The organism is Arthrobacter sp. BE255, assembly GCF_031457335.1.
Classification (GTDB): domain Bacteria; phylum Actinomycetota; class Actinomycetes; order Actinomycetales; family Micrococcaceae; genus Arthrobacter.
In genome coordinates, this window is sequence record NZ_JAVDWK010000011.1 from 1 (window position 1) to 23,586 (window position 23,586).

The following is a 23,586-nucleotide window of genomic DNA, read 5'->3' on the forward strand; positions in this document are numbered from 1 at the left end:
ACCCCCCCCCAAAAATAGTTTGTTTTGGGGGTTTTAGGTCCCCGGGGTTGGGTTTTTCCTACGCCACCGGGGGGGGGCGTACACCTTTTCCCAAACGGGCCCCCCCCCGCCGTCGTATGCCGAGCTGGGTGAGACCCGGGCTGTTAGCTGGGAACCGTGAGGCCCGTGCGTGCCATGGCGTCCGTGTAGGCCACGCGCATTTCCTCGAGGTACTGTTCCTGCCGTGCGGGCGTGCCGGCGAAGGCGCGGCCGCTCAGGGACCGGACCTTGTAGGTCTTGAGGCCGCGGCGCCAGATCATGGGAACCTCGGTCTTGAGCAGCAGGTTGGCCAGGCGGTTGGCTTCGGTGCCGTGCGCCACGATGACCGAGGCGCGGGGGACCAGGGCAAGGAACTTCAGCAGCGGCTTCAGGCCGGACGAAATCTGGTCCGGCGTGAACTTGCCGTTGACCTCGCCCGGAGTGTGCCACGGGTGGACGTTCCACGGCATCACGAACTCCGGACGCAGGCCCAGCTTCCACTGGATGCCCAGCATGCGGGTGGCTGCGTCGTCGTCGCCGGCAGTGATGAAACCGGACTTGTCCGCTTCCCCAATGTTCGAGTAGAGGCTGATGATGCGGCACTCGTCCACATCGTGCATCGGGTCGACGTACGGGACTTCGGTGTGGGGCTTGACGCTCTGCAGGGAATCGCACAGCTCGTTGACGGCGGCAACGTTGGGTTCGTAACGGCGGCTCAAAAGCTGCTCACGGAAAGATTCGGGTGCCAGGGCTGTCATGTAGTGCTATGTCTCCTGCGGGGCTAGGTGCTGCTGCCAATCCGGAAAATGGGCGCGGTGGGGCACGCCGCAGTCCGGGATGGTTTGAAATGTGGTGGACCGATTCCTGGTCGGTCTCTACCAGTCTAGCAAGCCCCGCGAAACGAAACGCCGGGCCGCCTTAAGCAAATAGTGGCGGAGGACGGACCGCAGGGCGCGAGGCGGTCCGGTCCTGTGTCCCTGCGTGGCCCGCGACCGCGCGCTGACACGGGATAATCGGGCGGCATCGGCTAAACTTGGGTGGTAAGAGCCCCGGAACTCTTGCGTTGGCAGGCCGCACTTCGGACCTGGCAAGGCTGGTCCATTCGGGGCATTCTCATGAACGGCGCTGCACCAGGCCTGCCATTTCGGTGGACAGCCTGGCCGGCCCGAACGAATGGGGGAGGATCCCATGCCAGCAATCGTGATCGTAGGAGCCCAGTGGGGCGACGAAGGAAAAGGCAAGGCCACTGACCTTTTGGGCGGCCGCGTCGACTACGTCGTCAAGCCGAACGGCGGCAACAATGCCGGGCACACCGTCGTCGTAGGCGGTGAGAAGTATGAGCTCAAGCTCCTTCCTGCCGGCATCCTCAGCCCCAACGCGGTCCCGATCATCGGCAACGGCTGCGTGGTGAACCTTGAGGCCCTGTTCCAGGAAATCGACGGGCTGGAAGCACGCGGCGCCGACACATCGAAGCTCCGCGTTTCGGCCAACGCCCACCTCGTTGCCCCCTATCACCAGGTGCTGGACAAGGTTACCGAGCGTTTCCTCGGCAGCCGTGCCATCGGCACTACCGGCCGCGGTATCGGCCCGGCCTACATGGACAAGGTGGCCCGCCTAGGCATCCGTGTCCAGGATGTTTTTGACGAATCAATCCTCCGCCAGAAGGTGGAAGGGTCGCTGCGCCAGAAGAACGATCTCCTGGTGAAGATCTACAACCGCCGCAGCGTTGTGGTGGAGGAGATCGTGGAGTACTTCCTGTCCTTCGCCGACCGCCTGCGCCCGCTGGTCATCGACAGCACGCTGGTCCTGAACACCGCACTGGACGAGGGCAAGGTGGTCCTGATGGAGGGCGGCCAGGCCACCTTCCTGGACGTTGACCACGGCACGTACCCGTTCGTCACGTCATCCAACCCCACCGCGGGCGGCGCCTCCGTGGGTTCCGGCATCGGCCCCACCCGCATCTCACGGTCCATCGGCATCATCAAGGCGTACACCACCCGCGTTGGTGCCGGCCCGTTCCCCACGGAGCTCTTCGACGAGATGGGCATGTACCTGCAGAAGACCGGCGGTGAGTTCGGCGTCAACACCGGCCGTCCCCGCCGCTGCGGCTGGTACGACGCCGTCCTGGCCCGCCATGCGTCGCGCGTCAACGGCTTCACGGACTACTTCGTGACCAAACTGGACGTCCTGACCGGCATCGAGCAGATCCCCGTCTGCGTGGCCTACGACGTCGACGGTGTGCGCCACGACGAAATGCCCATGACGCAGACCGAGTTCCACCACGCCGTGCCCATCTTCGAGTACTTCGAAGGCTGGACCGAGGACATCACCGGCGCGCGCACCCTGGCGGATCTGCCGGAGAACGCCCGCAACTATGTGCTGGCCCTGGAAAAGCTCTCCGGGACGCGGTTCTCGGCCATTGGCGTGGGCCCGGACCGGGACCAGACGATCGTGGTCAACGACCTCATCAACGACTGACGTTTTAGTACGTACGACGGCGGCGGGTCACCCCGGGTTCCTAAGGAACCTTGCGGGTGGCCCGCCGCTTTGTTCTGCCGGGGGTTGAACGCAATTTACACAGGGTTAACCCGGCCGGTCTTGTGAGGCTGCAGGCGCTGCCGGGAGACTTGATGTACAAGCTGAACTGATCAACAGATCGTTCGACCAGACCCGTGGGAGACCGGCGCAGAGATGTGTTCCGGACCGTCCGGTGGCGAAGACGTTGCCCGGACAGGACCCTACAGACCGGAAGGATTTGCCATGGCCGGGAAGTTTGAAGTTTTCTTGGACTCCGATTCACGATTCAGGTTCCGTCTCACGGCGCCTGACGGCACGGTGATGGCCGTGTCCGAAGCCTATGAAGATAAGTCCGCTGTCGCCGCCGGGATCGCCGCGGTCCGTGAGTGCGCCGGAACAGGGCTGGTCACCGATCTCTGCACCGCCGCCAACGTCAGTCAGCCTGCGCCCGTTGTGGCGCCCGCCAAGGTCCAGACGAACTGTGATGACCAGCGCGTACCAGCCACGAGGGTGCACTCGTTCGCCAATGCCAAGGCGCCGCGCAGGCAGGTCGCTTCGCCGCGCTGGACCGGGGCAGCCTAAGGTCCAGCGCCGCAGGAGCCAGCCCCCGTCACCGGCCTCCAAAAGTTTTTTGGAACGGGGCGTAACCCTTGGACCGCCCCGGTCGATTACCCCTATGAAAGCGCCGGACTGGAACCTGTCCCCCATCATGTTCCAGCCCGGCTCTTTTTTGCTTCGGCAGGACACGGAAGTGACAGGGATCCGGCACCCGAATCGGGCGCCGGTGGGCACGGTGGCACGGTTACCGCAGGGTAAAGTTAGTTGGGCAAGGGCATTCCGCGGAAGCGTCACTGGCCCTAGACTGAGCAAGCAAAGTCCCCTCCACCGAAAGCCCTACGTCCGTGACCGATGCGCTGACTGACGATGTATTGCGGGCTGGCGCCGGCGATCCGGAACTCTTCAGCCTCGTGTACCGAAGTTACGCGTCACAGGTCCTGGGCTATCTCACAGCCCGCGGTGTTGAAGATCCGGAGGCTGTTATGCAGGATGTCTTCCTCGCGGTCCTCCCGCGCCTGGAGACCGTCACGGGCGGAATGCAGGGCCTGCGCACCTTTATCTTCTCGGTGGCCCACGCCCGGATGGTGGACGACCACCGCCGGCAAAGCCGCACCCCCGCGAAGCTCCCGTTCGACGCCGAGCTGGACCTGCGCGAGGAATCATCCGCCGAAGCCGAAGCCCTTGCGAGGGTCTCGCCGTCGGAGGTCCTTGACCTGCTCCAGGGGCTGCTGGACGAGCAGAAGGAAGTGCTGACCCTGCGCATAATCGGCGGCCTGACCGTGGACCAGGTTGCCGCCGTCATGGGGAAAAGCCCGGGCGCCGTGAAGCAACTCCAGCGGCGGGCTTTGAACAGACTCCGCGAGGAAACCTCAGTGAAGGAATATGTGGCGCCATGACTCCTCAAGCCAGCCGTTTGACGGACACCGTGGAGTCGATGCTGCTCGATGCCGGGCAGGAGCAGGACACCGAACTGCGTGCAGCGCTCCTGTCGCTGGGCACACTGGCTTCCTTGCCGGCGCCGGTTCCCAATGCACAGCTTGCCGCCCTGCTGGCCTCCCGGCCGGACGAGCTGACACGCCGGCGCAGGCAGCGGCGGCACCGGAACCGGTCCGCCATCGTGGGCCTTGCTGTCGTAGCGGGCATGGGCCTCGGCGTCACCGGGGTCGCCGCCAGCGCGTCCGGGCCCGCCGGGAAGGCCAGCCTCTCTGTGCAGCACCTGCTGGAAGACTGGGCGCCCCCGTGGAACGTGTCCGGGCTGCCAGCTGCCGCCCCTGCCATCGGAACGGTCCCGGAACCCGCGCCGGTGGAGCCAGGCCCAGCGCAGGACCTCTCGACGGCGGACAGTCAGAAACAGTACGTGCCGGACCAGCCCGCTGCGCCGGACACCACCCCGGACCGTACTGCTGAAGCAGAACCGAACGACGGCGGCGCTGACGCCCAGGCCGGGTCCGGTTCGGCCGGGGCTTCCGGCGGGGCAAAGAATCCCAAGGAACAGGGACAGCTCCCGGAGGTTTCGCACTCCCAGGAAGCGGGTCAATCCACGGAGCCTGTGCGGCAGTCGCTGGAGAAAACGGAGAAGTTGCTGGCCGACGTCGTGCCGGGGAAATCCGTCTCCAAGGAGGCCGGCAACGGGTCCGGCAAATCCGGGTCCGGCAAGAAAACAGATCCCGGTGCCAAGTGGCTCAAGAAGTTTAGCCGCTAACCACCCACCGCCGGTAGCCCGTAGGCTTGCCTCATGGGGCACACCAACGATCCTGCAGTCATTGAGCGCCTGATGCGAAACAAAGGGCGGTGGGCCATCGTGGGCCTGACCACCAATGAGTGGCGTGCGGCTTTCGACACGTCGCTGTTTATCCGGGACCGGCTGGGCATGGAAATCATCCCCGTCAACCTGCCGGGCGATACGGTGCACGGCGAACCCGGCTACAGCACCCTGGGTGACATTCCGCCCGAAAAGCAGCCCATCGACGTCGTTGACTGCTTTGTGAATTCGCACAAGGTAGGCGCGGTGGTGGACCAGGCCATAGCGGCGGGTGCCAAAGCCGTGTGGCTGCAACTGGGCGTCATCGACGAAGCTGCGGCGGAACGCGCCAAGGCAGCCGGCCTGGATGTGGTGATGAACGTCTGCCCCGCCCAGCAGGCGTGGAAGTACAACCTCTGACCCTCCGCGCGTTCAGGACTTGATCAGGTCCGGGTAGTGCCGCTCGGTCACATCCGGGTGGGCCCGCATCCGCCCCTTGAGCATATTCATGCCGAAGGACGCGAGCATCGGGTTGGACGGATCATCCGAGATTCCGCGGGCCTGTGCTTCCAGCTCCGGCGGCAGGGGCACGGGATCAATCACGGCGTCCAGCCGCGGCGACCAGAAGAACGGCACGGAATAACGGTCGACGCCGGGCGGCGGCGCCTGCACGCGGTGGATCGTCGCGGCGAGGTAGCCTTCGGTGGCGACTTCGAGCATTTCGCCCAGGTTCACCACCAGGGCGCCGGGGATGGGTTCGACAGGGGCCCATTCGGTGGCACCGGGCGGGAGGACCTCCAGGCCGCCGACACCGTCCTGCAGCAGGAGGGTGACGAACCCGTAGTCGGCGTGCGAGCCCACGCCCTGGTCACCGGCCGCTTCCACGACACCGCCGACATAGTGCACCAGTTTGCCCATCCAGGCGGGTGTGTCCCGGAACGGATCGTCGAAATATTCCTCGGGCAGCTGGAGCGAGACGGCGATGGCGCGCATCAGCTCCATGCCTACCGCAGACATCAGTTCCGCCCAGGCCATGGCGGCCTGCTTCAGCTCCGGCAGCGCTTCGTCCGGCCACTGGTTGTGCCCCTGGAGCAGCCAGTACGGCTGGTCGGCCGGGTAATCCGGGACGGGGTCGCGCTCCGGGGAATAGTCGATCTGTTCCCGGGCATCCGCCCGGCCCTGGGTGACCTCTGTGCCCATCCGGGTGTAGCCGCGGAAATGCGGTGAAAGCCGGTTATCGAGCTTCATCCGTTCCTCAAGCGGCAGATCGAAAAAGCGTTTGATGACAGCCAGGAGGTCCTCGGCCTGGCCCGGTGAGGCGCCGTAGCCGGTGAGCTGGAAGAAGCCGACGTTGTGGGTGGCGTTGCGCAGCTCTTCAATGAATTCCGGACTAAAGGGACCGTAGGGTTGGCGTGCGGTGCTCAGGTCCAGAACAGGTATGGTCGCCTGGTCATGTGACATGCTCGCAGACTAGCACCGGCGGCGGCCGCTTTGTAGGCTCACTGGATGGACCAAGCTGAACTCCGCGAAATCTGCCTGTCGTTTCCCGGTTCCTTCGAGGATTTTCCCTTCGGACCCGAAACCTCGGTGTTTAAGGTCCGGGCGCATGTTGCCGGCGGCGCCCGGCACGAAGCCAAGATGTTTGCGGCGTCCGCCATGGACGCCGACGACTGGTCGGTGAGCCTGAAATGCGAGCCCGCCCTGGCCGAGCAGCTCCGCGCCGCCCATCCCGAAATCACCGGCGCGTGGCACATGAACAAAACCCACTGGAACGGCGTGCGGCTCGACGGCGCCCTCCCCGATTCGATGGTCCGGGACATGGTGGAGGACTCCTACGACCTGGTGGTGTCGACCCTGAGCCGCAAGCAGCAGGAGCAGCTGGGCTGGGCCCGGTTAACGGGATCACGGGACGGGTCCGATGGCTGACAGGCGACTGGTGGGCGGGCGGCTCGATTATCCCGGAGTCGGCGCTACGGAGAATGGCCGGCCGCCGGCGGGATACTCCTGCCTGGTGTCACAGGTCTACCTTGGTGACGGGGTGGCACTGTACCGCCGGGTGGCGCACGGAATCCTGACGTGGGAGCTGCAGCGGCGGTCGAGGCTCCGGGTCCGCGCCGAATCCGACGTCGTCCGTCCGGGAACGCGTGTGGTGAGCGGCTTCGGCGTCGGGCCTTTCCGCATCAACGCACCCTGCGAAGTGGTATGGGTCCGACGGCCGGTGCCGGGTGAGGGCGCGCAGTCGGCCGGTTTCGGTTACGGGACATTGCCCGGACATCCGGCCCGCGGTGAAGAGGCGTTTGAAGTGGAGATTGACGACACGGGCCGCGTATTTTTGAAAATTACCGCCTTCAGCATGCCTGCCAACTGGTTCTACCGGGCAGGCGGCCTGGTGACCAGGGCGGCGCAAAGGCACGTCACTTCGCGATACGTTGAAGGGGCACGCCAACTCGCCGCAGGTGAAAGCTGATCAGAAGAAGGTACATGCTGGACCAAGAGACCCTTGACCGACTATGGAAGCAGAAGGATCCCGGGCTGTCCGAACAGCGCTTCAGGGAAGCCCTGGCCGATCCGGCCTACGACGCCGACGAAAAGGCCGAACTGGCCACCCAGCTGGGACGGGCCATCGGCCTGCAGGGACGCTACGAGGAGGCAGATGAGCTGCTGGACTCGGTGGACGGGGAGGAGGAACCCACCGTCGGCGTGCGGATCCTGCTGGAACGCGGCCGCGTCCTGAACTCCAGCGGGCACGCGGCCATGGCCGTGCCGCTGTTTGAGCAGGCCGCGGAGCTCGGCGACCACCTGGGCGAGGAGTACCTCGCCGTGGATGCGCTGCATATGCTCGCGATCGCCGACTCCGCCCATGCCGAGCTTTGGACCAAGAGTGCCATCGAATACGCGTCCACCGCCCACGATCCGCACACGCGGCGGTGGATGGTGGCGCTGCACCACAACCTGGGCTGGGCCCTGCACGGCGCCGGCCGCTTCACCGAGGCGCTCGTGGAGTTCCAGCTGGCCGAGCAGTGGGCCGAGCGGACCGGAACACCCGCCCAGCAGCAACACGCCCGGGAAGCCATCGAAGCCTGTGAGCTCGCCCTGGCTGCCGGCTGAGACAGATTCAACACCCCTCAACGGAAGGAAACCCCATGATCTTCATCGTGGTCAAATTCAAGGTCAAGCCCGACTGGTCCGAGCGCTGGCTCGGCCTTGTTGAGGACTTCACAACGGACACGCGGGAGGAGCCAGGCAACCTCTGGTTCGACTGGTCCCGCAGTGTGGATGACCCCAACGAGTTTGTGCTGGTGGAGGCCTTCAAGGACGACGCCGCCGGCGACCACGTCAACAGCACGCACTTCAAGCAGGCCATGGCGGACATGCCCCAGGCGCTGGCCGAAACACCCCGGATCATCAGCCGCCAGCTCGATGGCGACGGCTGGGACCGGATGGGAGAACTCACCATCTGATGTGGATCGGCTGGATTGAATTCGACATCCTCCTGGGCGACGTCCAAAGCCTGAAGGAAAAACGCTCACTCATCAGGCCGCTGCTGGCCGAGCTCAAGCGACGCTTCGATGTGTCCGTAGCAGAGGTGGGGGACCACGACCAGTACCGGCGTTCGCAGGTGGGAGCCGGTCTGGTGGCAGCAGACCGGGCGCACCTCGTGGAGGTGCTGGCCGCCGTCGAACGCTTTGTGGCCGCCCGGCCCGAGCTTGAGCTGCTCAGTGCACGGCAGCGGGAGCTCCACAGCGAGGATTAAAGCAACGCGGGGTCACTTCGCGCCCATCCCCAGGGGATTATTGGGCGGAAAGTGACCCCGCGTTGCTTTAGCGGTGGGGACTAGCCGAAGTACTTCGGCAGGGTTGCCTCGTGCGCTTCGCGGAGGGCATCGAGGGAGAGGGTGTCCACGCCGTTGATCTCCAGCTGGTTGCTGTCAGCATCCACCACGCCGATCCGGACGTGGGCGAACCCGCGGGCGGTGCACATGTCCGTGAAGCGGACTTCCTCGGAGCGTGGTACGCCAACAATTGCACGGCCCTGGGTCTCGGAGAACAGTGCCGTGAAGAGGTCCACGCCGTCGCGGTCCAGGACGTCCTGCAGGGCGATCCGGGCGCCGACGCCGTAGCGCAGTGCGGACTCAACGAGGGCTGCCGCGAGGCCGCCTTCGGAGAGGTCGTGCGCGGAGTCCACCATACCGTCGCGGGATGCGTTGATCAGGATTTCACCCAGCGCGCGCTCGGCGGCGAGGTCAACCTTGGGCGGGAGCCCACCGAGGTGGCCGCGCATGTTGGCCCATTCGGAACCGTCCAGCTCGGCCGCCGTCGTGCCCAGCAGGTAGATGGCCTGGCCATCTTCCTTCCAGCCCGACGGCGTGCGGCGGGCGACGTCGTCGAGCTTGCCCAGGACTGCCACCACGGGGGAGGGGTGGATGGGCGTGGTGCCGGTCTGGTTGTACAGCGAGACGTTGCCGCCGGTGACCGGGATGCCCAGCACCATGCAGGCGTCGGACAGGCCGCGGATGGCCTCGGCGAGCTGCCACATCACGTCCGGGTCCTCGGGGGAGCCGAAGTTCAGGCAGTCGCTGACGGCCATCGGCACGGCGCCGGAGGTGGCCACGTTGCGGTAGGCCTCGGCCAGCGCCAGCTGTGCGCCGTGGTACGGGTCAAGGTAGGTGTAGCGGCCGTTGGCGTCGGTGGCCAGGGCAACGCCCAGGCCGGTTTCCTCGTCCACGCGGACCACGCCGGCGTCGTCCGGGAACGCCAGGGCGGTGTTGCCGCCGACGTACCGGTCGTACTGGTTGGTGATCCAGTCCTTGCTGCACATGTTCGGCGAAGCCACCAGCTCGGTGACGGCAGCTGCCAGTTCCGCGGGGGCGGAGGGGCGGCCGGCGTCCTGGACTGATCCGGTGAAGGAATCGGCCTGGACGGAGTCCTGCCATTCGGGGCGTGCGTACGGGCGGTCGTAGACCGGACCGTCGTGGGCCACAGTGCGCGGGTCGACGTCGACGATGACTTCGCCGTCCCAGGTGATGATCAGGCGGCCGGTGTCGGTCACTTCGCCCAGCCAGGAGTACTCCACGGCCCATTTGTCCATCACAGCTTCGAACGCGGCGATGTTCTCGGGGGTGACCACGGCCATCATGCGTTCCTGCGACTCCGACATCAGGATTTCGCCCGGAGTCAGGGTGGGGTCGCGCAGCAGGACGGAGGTCAGCTCAACCTCCATGCCGCCGTCGCCGTTGGAGGCGAGCTCGGACGTGGCGCAGGAAATGCCAGCGGCGCCGAGGTCCTGGATACCCTCAACCAGGGAGCCCTTGAACAGCTCCAGGCAGCACTCGATCAGGACTTTCTCGGCGAACGGGTCGCCCACCTGGACGGCGGGGCGCTTGGACGGCTTGGTGTCGTCGAAGGACTCGGAAGCCAGCACTGAGGCGCCGCCGATGCCGTCGCCGCCGGTGCGTGCACCGAACAGGACCACCTTGTTGCCCTTGCCGGAGGCGTTGGCGAGGCGGATGTCCTCGTGGCGCATGACGCCGACAGCCAGTGCGTTGACCAGCGGGTTGCCCTGGTAGACGGAGTCGAACACCATCTCGCCGCCGATGTTGGGCAGGCCCAGGGAGTTTCCGTAGCCGCCGATGCCGGCAACGGCACCGTGCATGACGCGGGCGGTGTCCGGGTGGTCGATGGCGCCGAAGCGCAGCGGGTCCATCACGGCCACCGGACGGGCGCCCATGGAGATGATGTCGCGGACAATGCCGCCGATGCCGGTGGCGGCACCCTGGTAGGGCTCCACGAACGACGGCGAGTTGTGGGACTCGATCTTGAACGTCACGGCCCAGCCGTCGCCCAGGTTGGTGACGCCGGCGTTCTCGCCGATGCCCACCAGCATGTCCTTCTTCATCTCGTCGGTCACCTTGTCGCCGAACTGGCGCAGGTGGTTCTTCGAGGACTTGTAGGAGCAGTGCTCGCTCCACATGACGGAGTACATTGCCAGTTCCGCGCCGGTGGGGCGGCGGCCCAGGACCTTGACGACCTCGTCGAACTCGTTCTGCTTCAGGCCCAGTTCGGCCCAGGGGAGTTCGGTGTCCGGCGTCTTGGCGGCGTTCTCGACGGTGTCGATGTTGAACTTCTTGGCGGTCTCGACAGGCTCGACCACCGAATTGATCTCGGTCATTTGCTGCCTCCCACAATCTTGTTCAATACGGAGGTGAAGAAACCCAGGCCGTCGGTGTCTGAGCTGCCGATGCCGTCCAGCGACTGGGGTCCGAAGCCGGCCTCAACGGCGTGCTCCGGGTGCGGCATAAGTCCCACCACGTTGCCGGCGGCGTTGGAGATGCCGGCGATGTCGCGGCGCGAGCCGTTCGGGTTGAAGCCCACGTAGCGGAACACCACGCGGCCTTCGGCTTCGAGTGCGTCCAGGACCTTCTCGTCAGCGATGTACTGGCCGTCCTGGTTTTTCAGCGGCACGGTGATTTCCTGGCCGGCCTCGTAGTCCAGGGTCCAGGCGGTGTTGCTGTTTTCAACCCGGAGGACCTGGTCGCGGCACATAAACTTCAGGTGGTCGTTCTTGATCATGGACCCGGGCAGCAGGTGCGACTCGGTCAGGATCTGGAAACCGTTGCAGATACCCAGCACGGGCAGCTTGGCGTCCGAGTTCGCGGCGTCGATGATCTTGGACATCAGCGGGGCGAAACGGGCGATGGCGCCGGCGCGCAGGTAGTCGCCGTAGGAGAATCCGCCGGGAATCACGACGGCGTCCACGTCACCGAGGTTGGTGTCGGCGTGCCAGAGCGGCACTGCGGTACCGCCGGCCAGCCGGACCGCACGGGCGGCGTCGCGGTCATCAAGCGTGCCGGGGAAGGTGACCACGCCGATCTTCGCGCCCGCGAGGCGCGGCTCAGCGGCGACGGCGATTGCCTCGCCGATCAAGGGAAGTTCAGTCATCTCAGGCCTCGACGACCTCGACGTTGACGACGTCTTCAATCACGGGGTTGGACAGCAGGGTCTCGGCTGCCTCACGGGCCTGGGCCAGGATTGCGTCGGTCACCTCGCCGTCGACGGTCAGTTCAAAGCGCTTGCCCTGGCGGACAGAGCTAAAGCTGGTGAAGCCCAAACGGGGGAGTGCACCCACGATGGCCTTCCCCTGCGGGTCCAGAATCTCGGGCTTGGGCATGACGTCAACAACGATCCGGGGCATCCGGCAACTCCTGTGCGTGAGCATTGGGTAAGGGCGCAGCGGAGTGGTGCCGTCTCACGCCGTTCCGCTGTGTTGAGGGGTGCTTCTTGAACAGTGTGGACGGGCGCTCCGCGAGCTTGCTAGCCCATTCTACCGGGCATGGGGCCGCACTCTGTATTCGGCGGAACAGCGGCTGCTCTGGCCCTGCGCGCACACCGTCACTAGGATTGCGGAATGGCTGAGAAATCGAAATCCGTGCTGTTGCCCGTGGTAGCCGTTGCCGTTTTCGCCGGGCTGGGCCGCATGGTCCTGCAGAAGATCAAAGCTGACCGGGCTGCCCGGGAAACCCGCGTGGCAGGTCCCGTCGATGAAAAGACCCGGCAGTGGATCAGTGACGTAGTCCGGACGCCACGCCAGTAGGCGCCATCGCGTGACGTTTGATCAAGCGGCCCCATCAGGGGCCGCTTTTTTGTTCCCCGGAAACATGTCCTGCAAAGAACCTTCCCCTGTGACCTTTCACACCCTACGGTGGTAGGACGTCGTATGTGGCATGTAGAACCTATGTGAAGGTCCGCCTGCCGCAGCCGAACATTCCCGCATCGCCGCCAGCCGGCGCAGTGAAAGGACAATCAATTTGCCACTCATCACCCAACGCAGCAGGCATCGGTCCCTGGGACGAACAGCAGGTGCGGGCATCGTGGCCCTCGCCTTGCTGGCCGGTCCGGGGATGGCCGCCCAGGCGGCCCCCATTCCCTCCAACAGTCCGACGGCGGGTCCCGGCTCCTTCGCGGAGGGAAACCTCGCGGCCGACCGGACGGCCAGCAACTTCTTCTACCGGATTCCGGCCCTCACCTACCTCGGGAACGGAGTAGTGCTGGCCGCCTGGGACGGCCGCCCGGGCAGTTCCGCCGACGCACCGAACCCAAATTCGATCGTGCAGCGCCGCAGTACCGACGGCGGCCAGACCTGGGGTCCCGTGCAGGTCATCGCCGCAGGCCACCCGGGCGACGCGACCAGCCCGAAATACGGCTACAGCGACCCGTCCTACATCCACGACGCCGAAGCCGGCAAGGTCTTCGCGTTCTTTGTGTACTCCAAGGACCAGGGCTTTGGCGGCAGCCAGTTCGGCAACGACGATGCCGACCGCACCGTGATCTCCTCAGCTGTCATCGAGTCCTCCGACGGCGGCCTCACCTGGAGCCAGCCGCGGCTTATCACCAATGTGACCAAGCCCGGCACCAGCAAAACCAGCCCGGAGGCCGGCGATGTGCGCTCCAACTTCGCGTCCTCCGGCGAAGGCATCCAGCTCAGGTACGGCCCCCACGCAGGGCGCCTGATCCAGCAGTACGCCGGCGATGTGCGCCAGGCCGATGGCACCAACAGGATCCAGGCGTACAGCGTCTACTCCGATGACCACGGCGCCACGTGGCAGAAGGGCGCCAACGCCGGCGACCGGATGGACGAGAACAAAACCGTTGAACTCTCCGACGGCCGCGTCCTGCTGAACTCCCGCGACAACGCCAACCAGGGCTACCGCAAGGTGGCCATCTCCACCGACGGCGGCGCCACCTACGGCCCAGTCGCGCAGGACACCGAACTGCCCGATCCCGCCAACAACGGGGCCATTGCACGGATGTTCCCCAACGCGGCACAGGGTACAGCGGAAGCCAGGAAGCTGATCTTCACCAACGCAAACTCCAGGACCGGCCGCGAAAACGTCTCCGCCCGGATCTCCTGCGACGACGGCGCCACCTGGCCAGGCGTGCGCACCATCCGCTCCGGCTTTTCCGCCTACTCCACCGTGACCCGCCTGGAAGACGGCAAGTTTGGCGTCCTCTATGAGGGTAACTACACGGACAACATGCCGTTCGCGAAGTTCGACGACGCCTGGCTGAACTACGCCTGCGCCCCGCTGTCCGTCCCCGCAGTCACCACGGCTCCCGGTGCCACCCGGCAGGTCGCCGTGACGGTCACCAACCAGGAAACCGCCACACTCTCAGGCGCAAACGCGACTGTCTACACCCCGGGCGGATGGTCCGCCACCACGGTGCCGGTTCCCGACGTCGCACCCGGCGCCTCGGTGACCGTCGACGTGGCCCTGACCGCCCCCGCGAACGCCAGTGGCCCGCAGAACCTCAACGCGGCATTCACGACGGCGGATGGCCGGGTTTCGCAGTTCACCTTCACCGCCACCGTGCCGGTGGCCCCACAGGTCGGGCTGACCGTCAGCGGGAGTGCGCCGACACGCGATGTCGTCGCCAGCCCGTACCAGGTGGGCGAAGTCCTCGGCTACTCGTTCACGGTCAAGAGCACCGCGAACGTCACGGCCAACGCCGTGCCGGTTTCCGGGACTTTCGACTCCGGCTTCCTCCCGCCGTCGGCCCCGAACTGCCGGTTCAACAACCTGGCCGCCGGAGCCAGCTACAACTGCACCACCGCCAGGCACGTCATCACGGCGGCGGACGTCGAGCGCGGCTACTTCGTGCCCGAGGCGGGGTTTAGCATCACTGCCAGCGCGACGCCGTCGCTCACCAAAACGGTTCCGTTCACCGGCGCCGCGGTCGCCTTGCGCGACGGACTTGTTGCCGCCGACATCGGCGGAGCGCGTGCCGACGCCGGGCGTGACCTGTCAGCCCAGCCGTACGCGGCAGGCGAGCCCGTCCCGTACACGTTCACGGTGAAGAACACGAGCCCGCTGGTTGAAAAAGTGGTCCCCACCGCCGGCAACTTCACCCCCTTTGTCCCGGAAGGCCCCGGCAACTGCCGCTACAGCACGCTGGCGGCGGGCCAGGGTTACCAATGCACCACGCCGCGTCACACGGTGACTGCCGAAGAAGTTGAGCAGGGCTTTTTCGTTCCGGCCACAAACTGGGAAATCAGCGCAGCAGGCCAAAGCACCAGAAGCTACCAGGTGGACGGCGGCGAAGTGGACCTCACAGTCCGCGAGCCGAAGCTTGAGGGTACCGTTTCCGCTCAGTGGGAAGACGCCGACGGCGACCGGTTCGCAAGCGTAGGTGACCCCGTCACGTATACGTACACCCTGGGCAACGCGGGCAATGTGGCGCTGACCGGGCTTAACGCGCTGGACACGGGAATCACTGAATCCGCGCTGGCCGTTGGCGGCACCGCGGCGGCCACGCGGGTCCATGTGCTGACTGCCGCTGACGTCGCTGCGGGACGCCTGGGTGGCGTCACCTTCGGGGCGACGGCACGCAACGGCTCCAAAGCGGTCAGTGTGCAGGTTGAAGGGGACCCGCTGGTGCTGACGGTCCAGCCCGCGCAGCCGGAGGGTGAGCCTGTACTGGCGGTCCAGGACCTCGAAGGCCAAGCGGCCCCCTTTGACCTGGGCACTGCGGACAAATACCGCAACGGCCAGAAGATCACCCTGGAGGGTCTCGCCTACGGCCAGTGGTACTACGTCTACCTCAACAAGATGGCCTACCGGATCGGCTGGATCTTCCCCACCACCGCGAACACGGTGGAGTTCATCCTCCCGTCCGACGTGCAGAACGGCCGCGACGACGTGGTGGTCCTGGACAAAGACGGCCGGCAGGTGTCCTTCGACAGGCTCCAGGTCACACCTAAGGGCGACCGGGGCTAACAGCATCTGACGCATCCTGGCAGCGGCCCGGCGACAGTGCCGGGCCGTTGTCATGACAACCAAATTGACAGATTCAAAAATCATCTGTGGCTTATGTCATATTCGTCTATCAGTCTGTACTGTTTGAATCGGCTGGTCTCCCCGGATTACAAGATCTGTAATTACGGTTGTCGTCTTCCAGCTGCCACGGGCCGGACACGCGCCGGGCCCGTGCCTCGTGAAAGGTGTAGTCGCTCGTGAAATCAACTGGAAAGAGCCCCATCCGGGGCGGGGGGCTCCGGAAAGCGACGGCGTTGGCCGTGGGTTTGCCGCTTCTCCTCACTTCAATGGCGTTGAGCCCCGCTACCGCGGCGCCCGTCGAACCAAACACGGTAGTAACTCCGCGGACCGTCAACCCCGCCGACTACCCGGCAGGCCGCTACATCGTGGTCCTGGCCGAGAAGCCAGCAGCCACGTACGACGGCGCGACGCCCGGGCTGGCAGCGACGAAGCCGCAAAGCGGCCGTAAGCTCGATGCGGAACGCCCCGAAGTCCAGCAGTACCAGGCACACCTCGAGGAAAAACAGAACTCCGTTGCCGCGGCGGAAAGCATCCAGATCAAGCGGAAGTACACGGCCGCCATCAACGGCTTCTCGGCCGATCTCACCGCCGAGCAGGCCGTGAAGCTCGCCAAGGATCCTGCCGTGCTGATGGTGGCCAAGGATACCGAGAACGCTCCGGACTACTCCACCACGGACTTCCTCAAACTCAGCGGAGCCAACGGACTCTGGAACACCGCCTTCGGCGGCCAGGAGAATGCCGGCAAGGGCGTTGTGGTGGGTGTCATCGACTCCGGCTACACGCCGTCCAGCCCCTTCTTTGCCGGCAGCGACGTCCAGCCGCTCAGCGGCGAGGCCCAGGTTGGTGTCCCGTACCGCACGGCCGACGGCAAAATCGCCATGCTCAAGTCCGACGGCGACACGTTTATCGGCGAGTGCCAGAAGGGCCAGGGATCCGGAGCGACTTTCAATGGAGATGACTGCAACTCCAAGGTCCTGAGCGCACGCTACTTTGCAGACGACTTCCTGAAATACGTGGCGCCCAAGAACCGGGCGCCCGAGGAACTGATTTCGCCTGTTGACGTCGGGAGCCACGGCACGCACACGGCCAGCACGGCCGCAGGCAACGCCAACGTCAGGGCCAACCTTGGCGCCACCGACATGGGCATCACCAGCGGCGTGGCGCCGGCGGCAAAACTCTCCATCTATAAAATCTGCTGGGAGGATGACAACCCGGACACTGGCGGCTGCTACAGCTCTTCCTCCGTCGCCGCAATCAACCAGGCCATCCTCGACGGCGTGGACGTCCTGAACTACTCCATCTCCGGCAGCACCTCCACCACCACGGATCCGGTGTCCTTGGCCTTCCTGTCCGCGGCCTCGGCCGGCATCTTCGTTGCGGCATCCGCCGGAAACTCAGGACCCACCGCGAGCACTGTCAACCATGGTGCGCCCTGGCTGACCACTGTTGCCGCCAGTTCCTTCTCCACGGAACTGCAGGGAACCGTCGAATTCGAAGACGGCAGCAAGTTCCGCGGGGCCAGCCTGATGGCCACTCCCGTTCCCGCGAGCAACGTGGTTCTCGCCGCAGCCGCCGCGGCAGCCGGCGCTGCAAATCCCGAACTGTGCGCCCCCAACGCACTGGATCCCGCCAAGGTGGCAGGCAAGATCGTTGTCTGCGACCGCGGGGTGGTTGACCGGGTGGCCAAGAGCGCCGAAGTGAAGCGGGCCGGCGGGATCGGGATGATCCTGGTGAACCTGGCCACGTCCTCCGAAGACCTGGACCGCCACTCCGTCCCGACAGTCCACGTGAACCCGCCGGCAACGCAGCAGATCAAGGACAAGATCACCGCCAACCCCGCCATCAAGGTTGCGCTGGTGAACAAGGACACCACCGGCCTTCCGGTGGCACCGCAGCCGCAGATTGCCGGGTTCTCCTCCCGCGGCCCGCTGATTGCCACCGGCTCGGACCTGCTCAAGCCTGATGTGGCTGCACCCGGTGTTGCCGTGCTTGCGGGTGTGTCACCCATCGGCTCGGGCGGCGACCAGTTCGGCATGATGTCCGGAACATCGATGGCCGCGCCCCACGTCGCCGGCTTCGGTGCGCTGATCCTTGCCAAGAACCCCGGCTGGTCTCCGGCCACCATCAAATCAGCCATGATGACCACGGCCGGTGAGGTCAAGAACGCCGACGGCACCCGCAACGGCGACGTCTTCGCCACCGGTGCCGGCCAGGTGGACGTTGCCAGGGTCCTCGATCCGGGACTGGTCTACGACAGCACCGAGGATGACTATTTGAAGTTCATCCAGGGCACGGGCCTTGACCTGGGCATCCCCGGGCTGGGGAGCACCGCGCCGCGGGACATGAACGTCGCCTCGTTCGCGCTGGGTGCGCTCACGGGCAAGACCGAGGTCACCCGGACGGTCACTGCTTTGACGCCGGGTGTCTACCGGGCCAAGGCGGACGTTCCGGGCATCAAGGTGACCGTGACGCCGTCGATCCTGAGCTTCAGCGCCGCCGGCGAGAAGCGCACCTTCAAGGTCAGGTTCGAAAACACCAGCGCAGCACTGGGGCAGTTCGCCATGGGCAGCCTGGTCTGGCAGGGTGCCGGCAAGAACGTGGCGTCCCCCGTGGCGGTACGCCCGCAGTCGGTGGTGGCCCCGGCGAACCTGGCGTTCAGCTCGGCAGGTGGCACGGGCCAGGGTGACATCCCCGTGGTCTCCGGTACCAACGCCCCCGTGAAGATCACCCTGGACGGACTGTCCAAGGCTGACTCCTCGGCCATCGAACTGGTTCCCGGGCCGCTGGCACTGGAGACCGACGGGTCCAACTTCGCCAAGGAAGTCACCGTTCCGGCAGGATCGCCGTTGGCCAAGTTCTCTGTGTACTCCTCGGATGAAGCCGCCGACTTCGACATGGTGGTCTTCAACCCGGCAGGACAGGTACTCCTCGCCCAGACTGCCTCGGCCAGCGAATCGATTTCTGTTCCCAACCCGGCTGCCGGGGTGTACACGATCTTCGTGAACCTCTATGCGAGTCCGAACGGGCAGCCCACCAAGGCTTCCGTGGACGCGGCTGTGCTGGGGGCCAATGTAGGAAACGCCACCGTGACCCCGAATCCGCTGCGGCTCGGTAACGGCCAGGCGGGAGTTGTGAAGCTCCAGTGGAAGGATCTCGCTGCAGGCTCCTACATCGGCCGGGTGACGTTCGCCGGTTCAAGCGTGCCCACGTTCGTTTCGGTGGCGGTCACCCCCGGTGGCGCCGTGGTGGTCCCGGATGACGAAACAGCCGACGACCCGGCCGCCGCGGACAAGGCGGACAAGGCCAAGAAGGCAAAGAAGAAGCAGGAAGTCCCGGAATTCTCGGGCAACCGCAACATGGATCTCTAGTCCACCAGAAGCAGGACGCCGCCGGTTCCGTTGGAGCCGGCGGCGTCCTGCTGTGTGTGGGCAGGGCTGCCGGCGTGGGACTACGTTCCGGGCAGACTACGTTTCGCCGAGCGAACCCGGCGTCCCGCCGAGCAGCGGCGCCATGGCGCGCCAGCGGGCAATCTCGCAGCCGTCCGTGCGCCGGAAGGTCACGCTGACCGGGCGGCCATCGACGGAACCCGTCACCACGGCAACCTGCGGCCCGCCGTATTGCTGCGTGCAAAGCTTGGGGGGTCCCGGCTTGGGGAAGAAGGTGTCCTCACCGAAGCGTTCGACGGCCGCCAGCGCGGCCGCCGGGTCAGGCAGGGTGCATCCGTCCGCGGCCTGTCCGTCCCGGGCGACCAGCCGGAACTCGTGCTCGGGCGCATCGGTGTCCTCCCGGAGCCTGATGGTCAGGTCGAGTTCGTTCATGCCGGACTCTCCGAGTGCAGCGGGGCGAGCTCCCGTGCAAGTCGTTCACGGAGCTCAGCGGCCTCGGCCGCGAAAGCACGCTGGTGCTCAACGTAGGTGGCCTTGCCGTCCGGGGTTTCGATCCGGATGGCGGGGTAGCCCCACTCCGCGAGGTCATACGGGGAAGCCTGCATGTCCATGGCCCTGATCCGCCAGGAAAGCTCGAAGCAGTCCATCACCAGTTCGCTGGGCAGTGCGGGCAGCAGTTTGTAGGCCCACTTGTAGAGGTCCATGTTGGCGTGGAGGCAGCCGGGCTGCTCCATGTGCCGCTGGTTCTCCCGGCTGGGTGTCAGTTCGTTGCGCGGGATGGCGTCCGGGGTATAGAAACGGAACGCGTCAAAGTGCGAGCACCGGATCCGGTTCTCCTCCACCACTTTGTCCGTCCCGGCCGGGCCCAGCCTCAGCTGCAGGTACTCGTGGCGCAGGTCGAACTTGTCCTGGCGGTAGACCATGGCCCATTCGTGCAGCCCGAAGCAGCCGAACTGGGCGGGACGGGCCGCTGTTCCGCGCAGGATGATTTCGGCGAAGGTGACGGCTTCACGGCGGTCTGCCAGGAAAGCGCCGCGGTCAAAGGTGACCGCCCCGGTTCCCGCCGGCAGCCCAACGGAGGCGAGCTCGCCGTCGTCGAGCGTTGTGTAGTGTTTCCAGCCGCTGCGGGCGGTGGCCTGTTCGCCGGTCAGTACGACGCCGGCTCCCGGGTGCCAGCGCAGCAGCTGGCCTGGCTTTTGGGTGTAGTAGGTGAAGAGGAAATCCTCAACGGGGTGCTTGCGGCCGGCGGACCGTCGGGCCAGGTAGGGGTCTGCATAACGGCGGACGCGCTGGACGTGCGCGGCTTCGCGCGCCCTGCAGTCCCCGGCAGCCGGCAGGCTAAGCTGCTCCACCGCTGGGTCCCAGGATGGTCTGGGCGGCATTCCAGGCACTGATTTCGCAGCCGTTGGTCCGGGCGAAGGTGACATCCACGGGCGTCCCATCCACGATCCCGGTGACGGTTGCCTTCTGCGGCCCGCCGTATTGTTCGGTGCACGCCTGGGCGGTGTTCTTCGTGGACGGGCTCAGGACCGACGGGTTGTCCTTAAGGGCCGTGCAGGCAGCGTCCGCGGCCGGGTGCTTGCTTTCCGCCGACGGCACGCCGCCCTGGCATACGAGCGTGTAGTTCATCGCCGGTTCGGTGTCGGAAGGCTTGACCATGATGGACAGTTCCGCGTTCCCTGCGCCGGGGCCGGCCGGAAGTCCGGACGGCGCTGACGGTGCGGGCGCCGGGACGGACGTTTCGGTGTCGGGGGCGGGTGTGGCCGACGGCGTGGACGTGCCCGATGTAGTGGCGGAAGGTCCGGACGATGTGGGCTGGCTGGGTCCTCCTGCGGAACAGGCCGACATCAGGCCTGCTGACACTGCCACGGCCAACACCTGGATCAGCAATTTACGCACGCGCCCGGCCTCCTCGGATTGCTCCCATTCTACTGCCGGGCCTGCTGGTGCCCTGCCCCGGAGCCTGGGGCCCCGCCGGTCGCGGCGATCAGCGCCATCATGGCGCCGTGCAGCCCGGCCACCTGGTCCCGGGTCAGGCCCAGGCGCTCCATCATGGTGCCGGGGACCGCCAGCGCCTGTTGCCGAAGGTCCACGCCCGCCGGAGTCAGTTCCACGGCGAGGGCCCGTTCATTTCCGTCCACCCGGCGCCGCGTCAGAAGTCCTGCTGCTTCAAGGCGCCGCAGGAGCGGGGAGATGGTGGCGGGCTCCTGGGCGAGTGCCTCGCTGATATTCCGTACGGTGCGGGGACTTTCTTCCCACAGGCACAGCATCACCAGGTACTGAGGGTGGGTCAGCCCCAGCTTTTCCAGAACCGGTTTATAGGCGCCCACCACGCTCCTGGACGCCACTGTCAGGGCGAAGCAGAGCTGGTGTTCCAGGAGCAGGTCGTCCTGTTCCGGCGATGCCGGGGTCACGCTGGTGGTCATCACTGCCCTCCAATAGTTAGTGCACTAATTATTAGCGTACACTGGACTGATAATCAGGGTTCTGTTGAAGGAGTCACCTCAGTGGTCAAAGACAATGCGTCACAGCGCTTCATGCGGGCAACCGGCAAGCTCCGGGCCATCTTCGGCCCCGCCAACCGCAGCTCCCTGGTGCATGACATGACCGAGGAGAACCGCAAGCTCCTTGCCCAGCGTGAGGCGGAGAGCCAGCAGTGGGAGACGTTGCAACGCCCGGACGGCAGCACCTACGTTGTCCCCAAAAACCCGGACGACAAGTCCCTGCGCTGAACACTGGCCGCGCCCCTGTACCGGGGCCTTTTTGTCCCTCCGGGCGTAAAATAAGGGCACTGCCCTCCTGGTGAGGGACAGCGAACTTTCGCCCGGGATGTGGGAAGGGGGTGGAGAATATGGCACATGCACTCACCCGCTTTATGAACGTGACTGACCGGCTCCGTTTCGTCTTTGGGCCGGCGACCCGCCTGGACGCAGACGCGCCGGTAGTTCACAAGCACGATGCGTTTGAGCAAGCCTCCGATGAGGATCTTTCGCACTTCGAAGTGGAAACGGATTCAGAAGGACACCACTACGCTGTCCGGCGTGAAGACATGAATAAATGAGCAGTACGGGTCTTAAACAGGGAAGCCGCCCCGCACGTTCTGTGCGGGGCGGCTCCCCTGTTTAAGCGCGTGGCGCTTCTGGCCGGTGCTTAGCGCCCGGTGCCGCCGTACACGGTGGCTTCGTTGTCGCTGTCCAGGTCGAAGGCCTTGTGGATGGCGCGAACGGCGTCGTCCAGCAGGTCTGCGTGCGTGACCACGGAGATGCGGATCTCCGAGGTGGAGATCATGTTGATGTTGATTCCGGCGGCAGAGAGCGCCTTGAAGAAGGTCGCGGAAACGCCGGGGTGTGAACGCATGCCGGCGCCTATCAGGGACAGCTTGCCGATCTGTTCGTTGTATTCGATGTTTTCGAAGCCGATTTCGGGCTGGGCTGCCTTGAGTGCGGCGAGGGCGTCTGCGCCTTCGACGATGGGCAGTGTGAAGGAGATGTCCGTGCGGCCGGTGCCGTGTGTTGAGACGTTCTGGACGATCATGTCGATGTTGGAGTGGGCATCGGCGATGACCTGGAAGATCGCGGCGGCCTTGCCGGGGATGTCCGGAACGCCCACAACGGTGACTTTGGCTTCGGAACGGTCGTGCGCAACGCCGGAGATGATTGGCTGCTCCAAGGCAACTCCCTCTTGAGTGGTGATCTTGTCTTCGGCGCTGGGGATGACCCAGGTGCCTTCGTTCTGGCTGAATGAGGACCTGACGTGCAGGGGCACGCCGAACCTGCGGGCGTATTCGACGCAGCGCAGGTGCAGGATCTTGGCGCCGGAGGCCGCCAGTTCCAGCATTTCCTCGCTGGAGATCGTGTCGATTTTCTGTGCTGAAGGCACCACGCGGGGGTCGGCGGTGTAGATGCCGTCCACGTCCGTGTAGATCTCGCACACGTCGGCTTCGAGCGCCGCGGCAAGGGCCACAGCCGTGGTGTCCGAGCCGCCGCGGCCCAGGGTGGTGATCTCGTTGGTGGTCCGGCTCATGCCCTGGAAGCCGGCCACAATGGCGATGTGTCCCTTGTCCAGCGATGTGCGGATGCGGTGGGGGTCGACGTCGATGATCCGGGCTTTGCCGTGGATCCCGTCGGTGATCATGCCGGCCTGCGATCCGGTGAAGGACTGGGCCGAGGCGCCGTACTTGTTGATGGCCATCGCCAGCAGCGCCATGGAGATGCGTTCGCCGGCGGAGAGGAGCATGTCCATTTCGCGGGCAGGGGCGGAATCCGTGACCTGGCCGGCGAGGTCCAGCAGTTCGTCGGTGGTGTCGCCCATGGCGGAAACCACCACAACCACCTCGTTGCCGGCGCGCTGTGCGTCCACCACACGCCTGGCGACGCGCTTGATTCCCTCGGCGTCGGCCACGGAGGAACCGCCGAACTTCTGGACGATCAGCTGCTTGGTGACGGCACCGCCGTCGGGCCGCTCCTGCGGCTGGGCTGCGGTGTGCACTTCGGTAGTGGGCGTACTCATTGCGCGTACCTTCACTGAATCAATCG

The 23,586-nt window shown here is 65.7% G+C and carries 25 protein-coding genes; 15 read left to right on the plus strand and 10 right to left on the minus strand.

Annotation, left to right across the window (positions count from 1 at the left end; translation table 11 throughout):
- Nucleotides 1–143: 143 nt before the first annotated feature.
- Nucleotides 144–776 (minus strand): uracil-DNA glycosylase, encoded by a 633-nt coding sequence (locus tag J2X42_RS17145; protein ID WP_310167047.1) that lies wholly within the window; start codon nt 774–776, stop codon nt 144–146.
- 430 nt (nt 777–1,206) lie between these two features.
- Between J2X42_RS17145 and J2X42_RS17150 the strand changes: the two genes are divergently transcribed.
- The 5 genes from J2X42_RS17150 to J2X42_RS17170 all read left to right on the plus strand — a co-directional run bounded on the left by J2X42_RS17150 (nt 1,207) and on the right by J2X42_RS17170 (nt 5,254).
- A complete protein-coding gene (locus J2X42_RS17150; RefSeq protein ID WP_131133463.1) occupies nt 1,207–2,496 on the plus strand; it encodes an adenylosuccinate synthase in 1,290 nt (429 codons plus the stop codon).
- Nucleotides 2,497–2,778: 282 nt separating this feature from the next.
- A complete protein-coding gene (locus J2X42_RS17155; RefSeq protein WP_310167048.1) occupies nt 2,779–3,117 on the plus strand; it encodes a DUF1508 domain-containing protein in 339 nt (112 codons plus the stop codon).
- Between the two features lie 320 nt (nt 3,118–3,437).
- Nucleotides 3,438–3,989, plus strand: a complete 552-nt coding sequence (locus J2X42_RS17160; RefSeq protein WP_310167049.1) for a sigma-70 family RNA polymerase sigma factor — start codon at nt 3,438–3,440, stop codon at nt 3,987–3,989.
- Complete coding sequence (locus J2X42_RS17165) at nt 3,986–4,795, plus strand: hypothetical protein (protein WP_310167050.1); 810 nt, start codon at nt 3,986–3,988, stop codon at nt 4,793–4,795. The genes J2X42_RS17160 and J2X42_RS17165 overlap by 4 nt, the downstream gene beginning before the upstream one ends.
- A gap of 33 nt (nt 4,796–4,828) precedes the next feature.
- Nucleotides 4,829–5,254 carry a CoA-binding protein gene (locus J2X42_RS17170; protein WP_310167051.1) on the plus strand — a complete coding sequence of 142 codons (426 nt, stop codon included), beginning with the start codon at nt 4,829–4,831 and terminating at the stop codon, nt 5,252–5,254.
- Between the two features lie 12 nt (nt 5,255–5,266).
- Here the strand turns inward: J2X42_RS17170 and J2X42_RS17175 are convergent, their stop codons facing one another.
- A complete protein-coding gene (locus J2X42_RS17175; protein WP_310167052.1) occupies nt 5,267–6,295 on the minus strand; it encodes a 2-oxoglutarate and iron-dependent oxygenase domain-containing protein in 1,029 nt (342 codons plus the stop codon).
- A gap of 45 nt (nt 6,296–6,340) precedes the next feature.
- Here J2X42_RS17175 and J2X42_RS17180 point away from each other — a divergent pair, with 45 nt between their 5' ends.
- From J2X42_RS17180 to J2X42_RS17200, 5 genes are read left to right on the plus strand one after another with little or no spacing between them, the layout of a single operon-like run.
- Nucleotides 6,341–6,760, plus strand: coding sequence for an MmcQ/YjbR family DNA-binding protein (locus J2X42_RS17180; RefSeq protein WP_310167053.1), 420 nt, complete (start codon nt 6,341–6,343; stop codon nt 6,758–6,760).
- Nucleotides 6,753–7,301 (plus strand): DUF1990 domain-containing protein, encoded by a 549-nt coding sequence (locus J2X42_RS17185; RefSeq protein ID WP_310167054.1) that lies wholly within the window; start codon nt 6,753–6,755, stop codon nt 7,299–7,301. Before J2X42_RS17180 ends, J2X42_RS17185 begins: the two co-directional genes overlap by 8 nt.
- Before the next feature lie 14 nt (nt 7,302–7,315).
- The gene (locus J2X42_RS17190; protein WP_310167055.1) at nt 7,316–7,942 is read left to right on the plus strand and encodes a hypothetical protein; all 627 of its coding nucleotides are present in this window, start codon (nt 7,316–7,318) and stop codon (nt 7,940–7,942) included.
- 35 nt (nt 7,943–7,977) lie between these two features.
- Entirely contained in the window at nt 7,978–8,295 is a 318-nt protein-coding gene (locus J2X42_RS17195; RefSeq protein WP_310167056.1) for a putative quinol monooxygenase, read from the plus strand.
- On the plus strand, nt 8,295–8,588 hold the full coding sequence (locus tag J2X42_RS17200) for a DUF503 domain-containing protein (protein ID WP_310167057.1): 294 nt from the start codon (nt 8,295–8,297) through the stop codon (nt 8,586–8,588). The genes J2X42_RS17195 and J2X42_RS17200 overlap by 1 nt, the downstream gene beginning before the upstream one ends.
- An 80-nt stretch (nt 8,589–8,668) precedes the next feature.
- On the opposite strand, the gene purL is transcribed toward J2X42_RS17200, so the two are convergent.
- Genes purL through purS form a run of 3 tightly spaced genes read right to left on the minus strand, consistent with a single transcriptional unit; the run spans nt 8,669 to nt 12,025 of the window.
- Nucleotides 8,669–11,002: a phosphoribosylformylglycinamidine synthase subunit PurL gene (purL, locus tag J2X42_RS17205; RefSeq protein WP_131133474.1), complete on the minus strand. Its 2,334-nt coding sequence runs from the start codon at nt 11,000–11,002 to the stop codon at nt 8,669–8,671.
- On the minus strand, nt 10,999–11,772 hold the full coding sequence (purQ, locus tag J2X42_RS17210) for a phosphoribosylformylglycinamidine synthase subunit PurQ (RefSeq protein WP_310167058.1): 774 nt from the start codon (nt 11,770–11,772) through the stop codon (nt 10,999–11,001). Before purQ ends, purL begins: the two co-directional genes overlap by 4 nt.
- A 1-nt stretch (nt 11,773) precedes the next feature.
- Nucleotides 11,774–12,025 carry a phosphoribosylformylglycinamidine synthase subunit PurS gene (gene purS / locus J2X42_RS17215; protein WP_056631212.1) on the minus strand — a complete coding sequence of 84 codons (252 nt, stop codon included), beginning with the start codon at nt 12,023–12,025 and terminating at the stop codon, nt 11,774–11,776.
- A 213-nt stretch (nt 12,026–12,238) separates the two neighbouring features.
- On the opposite strand from purS, the gene J2X42_RS17220 reads away from it, so the two are divergent.
- From J2X42_RS17220 to J2X42_RS17230, 3 genes are all read left to right on the plus strand, one after another.
- Nucleotides 12,239–12,424 (plus strand): hypothetical protein, encoded by a 186-nt coding sequence (locus J2X42_RS17220; protein ID WP_131133476.1) that lies wholly within the window; start codon nt 12,239–12,241, stop codon nt 12,422–12,424.
- Nucleotides 12,425–12,731: 307 nt separating this feature from the next.
- Complete coding sequence (locus J2X42_RS17225) at nt 12,732–15,605, plus strand: exo-alpha-sialidase (RefSeq protein WP_310167217.1); 2,874 nt, start codon at nt 12,732–12,734, stop codon at nt 15,603–15,605.
- 326 nt (nt 15,606–15,931) lie between these two features.
- The gene (locus J2X42_RS17230; protein ID WP_310167059.1) at nt 15,932–19,033 is read left to right on the plus strand and encodes a S8 family serine peptidase; all 3,102 of its coding nucleotides are present in this window, start codon (nt 15,932–15,934) and stop codon (nt 19,031–19,033) included.
- Nucleotides 19,034–19,129: 96 nt separating this feature from the next.
- Here J2X42_RS17230 and J2X42_RS17235 read toward each other — a convergent pair whose 3' ends face one another.
- The 4 genes from J2X42_RS17235 to J2X42_RS17250 are packed head-to-tail and all read right to left on the minus strand — an operon-like array spanning nt 19,130 to nt 21,477.
- Nucleotides 19,130–19,483: a serine protease inhibitor gene (locus J2X42_RS17235; protein WP_310167060.1), complete on the minus strand. Its 354-nt coding sequence runs from the start codon at nt 19,481–19,483 to the stop codon at nt 19,130–19,132.
- Nucleotides 19,480–20,433 (minus strand): 3-methyladenine DNA glycosylase, encoded by a 954-nt coding sequence (locus tag J2X42_RS17240; RefSeq protein ID WP_310167061.1) that lies wholly within the window; start codon nt 20,431–20,433, stop codon nt 19,480–19,482. The genes J2X42_RS17235 and J2X42_RS17240 overlap by 4 nt, the downstream gene beginning before the upstream one ends.
- Entirely contained in the window at nt 20,390–20,920 is a 531-nt protein-coding gene (locus J2X42_RS17245; protein WP_310167062.1) for an SSI family serine proteinase inhibitor, read from the minus strand. The genes J2X42_RS17240 and J2X42_RS17245 overlap by 44 nt, the downstream gene beginning before the upstream one ends.
- Before the next feature lie 59 nt (nt 20,921–20,979).
- The gene (locus J2X42_RS17250; protein WP_310167063.1) at nt 20,980–21,477 is read right to left on the minus strand and encodes a MarR family transcriptional regulator; all 498 of its coding nucleotides are present in this window, start codon (nt 21,475–21,477) and stop codon (nt 20,980–20,982) included.
- A gap of 111 nt (nt 21,478–21,588) precedes the next feature.
- Between J2X42_RS17250 and J2X42_RS17255 the strand changes: the two genes are divergently transcribed.
- Together J2X42_RS17255 and J2X42_RS17260 are read left to right on the plus strand one after the other, a co-directional pair.
- Nucleotides 21,589–21,783, plus strand: coding sequence for a hypothetical protein (locus J2X42_RS17255; protein ID WP_396134109.1), 195 nt, complete (start codon nt 21,589–21,591; stop codon nt 21,781–21,783).
- A 119-nt stretch (nt 21,784–21,902) separates the two neighbouring features.
- Entirely contained in the window at nt 21,903–22,112 is a 210-nt protein-coding gene (locus J2X42_RS17260; RefSeq protein ID WP_310167064.1) for a hypothetical protein, read from the plus strand.
- A gap of 89 nt (nt 22,113–22,201) precedes the next feature.
- Here the strand turns inward: J2X42_RS17260 and J2X42_RS17265 are convergent, their stop codons facing one another.
- The gene (locus J2X42_RS17265; RefSeq protein ID WP_310167065.1) at nt 22,202–23,560 is read right to left on the minus strand and encodes an aspartate kinase; all 1,359 of its coding nucleotides are present in this window, start codon (nt 23,558–23,560) and stop codon (nt 22,202–22,204) included.
- Nucleotides 23,561–23,586: the final 26 nt, after the last annotated feature.

Bases quoted from the DNA above. Each gene is read 5' to 3' on its own strand.
- purS (WP_056631212.1), bottom strand. From the start codon at position 12,025: ATGCCCCGGATCGTTGTTGACGTCATGCCCAAGCCCGAGATTCTGGAC.
- J2X42_RS17250 (WP_310167063.1), bottom strand. From the start codon at position 21,477: ATGACCACCAGCGTGACCCCGGCATCGCCGGAACAGGACGACCTGCTC.
- J2X42_RS17255 (WP_396134109.1), top strand. From the start codon at position 21,589: ATGCGGGCAACCGGCAAGCTCCGGGCCATCTTCGGCCCCGCCAACCGC.
- J2X42_RS17220 (WP_131133476.1), top strand. From the start codon at position 12,239: ATGGCTGAGAAATCGAAATCCGTGCTGTTGCCCGTGGTAGCCGTTGCC.
- J2X42_RS17265 (WP_310167065.1), bottom strand. From the start codon at position 23,560: ATGAGTACGCCCACTACCGAAGTGCACACCGCAGCCCAGCCGCAGGAG.
- J2X42_RS17260 (WP_310167064.1), top strand. From the start codon at position 21,903: ATGGCACATGCACTCACCCGCTTTATGAACGTGACTGACCGGCTCCGT.
- purQ (WP_310167058.1), bottom strand. From the start codon at position 11,772: ATGACTGAACTTCCCTTGATCGGCGAGGCAATCGCCGTCGCCGCTGAG.
- J2X42_RS17155 (WP_310167048.1), top strand. From the start codon at position 2,779: ATGGCCGGGAAGTTTGAAGTTTTCTTGGACTCCGATTCACGATTCAGG.
- J2X42_RS17225 (WP_310167217.1), top strand. From the start codon at position 12,732: ATGGCCGCCCAGGCGGCCCCCATTCCCTCCAACAGTCCGACGGCGGGT.
- purL (WP_131133474.1), bottom strand. From the start codon at position 11,002: ATGACCGAGATCAATTCGGTGGTCGAGCCTGTCGAGACCGCCAAGAAG.
- J2X42_RS17240 (WP_310167061.1), bottom strand. From the start codon at position 20,433: ATGCCGCCCAGACCATCCTGGGACCCAGCGGTGGAGCAGCTTAGCCTG.
- J2X42_RS17235 (WP_310167060.1), bottom strand. From the start codon at position 19,483: ATGAACGAACTCGACCTGACCATCAGGCTCCGGGAGGACACCGATGCG.
- J2X42_RS17195 (WP_310167056.1), top strand. From the start codon at position 7,978: ATGATCTTCATCGTGGTCAAATTCAAGGTCAAGCCCGACTGGTCCGAG.
- J2X42_RS17180 (WP_310167053.1), top strand. From the start codon at position 6,341: ATGGACCAAGCTGAACTCCGCGAAATCTGCCTGTCGTTTCCCGGTTCC.
- J2X42_RS17165 (WP_310167050.1), top strand. From the start codon at position 3,986: ATGACTCCTCAAGCCAGCCGTTTGACGGACACCGTGGAGTCGATGCTG.
- J2X42_RS17170 (WP_310167051.1), top strand. From the start codon at position 4,829: ATGGGGCACACCAACGATCCTGCAGTCATTGAGCGCCTGATGCGAAAC.
- J2X42_RS17185 (WP_310167054.1), top strand. From the start codon at position 6,753: ATGGCTGACAGGCGACTGGTGGGCGGGCGGCTCGATTATCCCGGAGTC.
- J2X42_RS17175 (WP_310167052.1), bottom strand. From the start codon at position 6,295: ATGTCACATGACCAGGCGACCATACCTGTTCTGGACCTGAGCACCGCA.
- J2X42_RS17145 (WP_310167047.1), bottom strand. From the start codon at position 776: ATGACAGCCCTGGCACCCGAATCTTTCCGTGAGCAGCTTTTGAGCCGC.
- J2X42_RS17230 (WP_310167059.1), top strand. From the start codon at position 15,932: ATGGCGTTGAGCCCCGCTACCGCGGCGCCCGTCGAACCAAACACGGTA.
- J2X42_RS17150 (WP_131133463.1), top strand. From the start codon at position 1,207: ATGCCAGCAATCGTGATCGTAGGAGCCCAGTGGGGCGACGAAGGAAAA.
- J2X42_RS17190 (WP_310167055.1), top strand. From the start codon at position 7,316: ATGCTGGACCAAGAGACCCTTGACCGACTATGGAAGCAGAAGGATCCC.
- J2X42_RS17200 (WP_310167057.1), top strand. From the start codon at position 8,295: ATGTGGATCGGCTGGATTGAATTCGACATCCTCCTGGGCGACGTCCAA.